This is a genomic window from Ideonella sp. P3_A4, from assembly GCF_056403075.1.
The window spans coordinates 1-615 of record NZ_JBFUGE010001337.1 but is presented as its reverse complement, the minus strand read 5'-3'; the positions used below and the strand labels follow the sequence as shown (position 1 = coordinate 615).

At 56.5% G+C, this 615-nt stretch carries 1 protein-coding gene; it reads left to right on the top strand.

The genetic code is table 11. The annotated features are described in order from the left end of the window. Positions 1 to 387: GrpB family protein (locus AC1DYI_RS37885; RefSeq protein ID WP_477209188.1), on the top strand; the 387-nt coding region annotated here is incomplete at its 5' end. Positions 388 to 615 lie beyond the last annotated feature (228 nt).

Here is a 615-nt window from a genome sequence, read left to right as displayed (position 1 = left end):
ATCTACGCCAAACCGATCATTGACATCCTTTTGGTAGTTCGGGAGCTCAAAGACTTAGATTCCGGAGCCAACGCGGTGGAAGCACTCGGGTACGAGGCAATGGGAGAGTTCGGCATTCCTGCCCGCCGCTACTTTCGCAAAGACTCGCCGGAGGGCGTCCGTACGCACCAGGTTCATGCGTTTGAACAGAACAGTCCCGGTGCACATCGACACCTCGCCTTCCGCGACTATATGAATGCGCATTCTCAAGCAGCAGAAGCGTACAGCTCCCTAGAGCAGYGTCTGGCTAGCGACTTCCCGCTTGATATCGAGGCGTACATGAACGGGAAAGACGCATTTATCAAGCAGCATGAAGCCTTGGCACTCGCATGGCGCTCCAGCAAATAGCATGGCGCCTAACCCTTCCATCGAGAGGACTTGTCCCGGCAAGCCGGGCCAAGCCTCTCATGTCAAACGTTAGGCTTCAATCATGCCCGATCCTATGGAACCCAACGATAGGCGTCGCCGCGGCAACGGTTTTGGCAGACTGCTCGCGGTGTGCGGCGCGATTGTTTTCTCCACCTTCTCGGTGCTCTATCTGGCTGTAGCAACCGTCGGGATCCTTTCGGGCTGTGT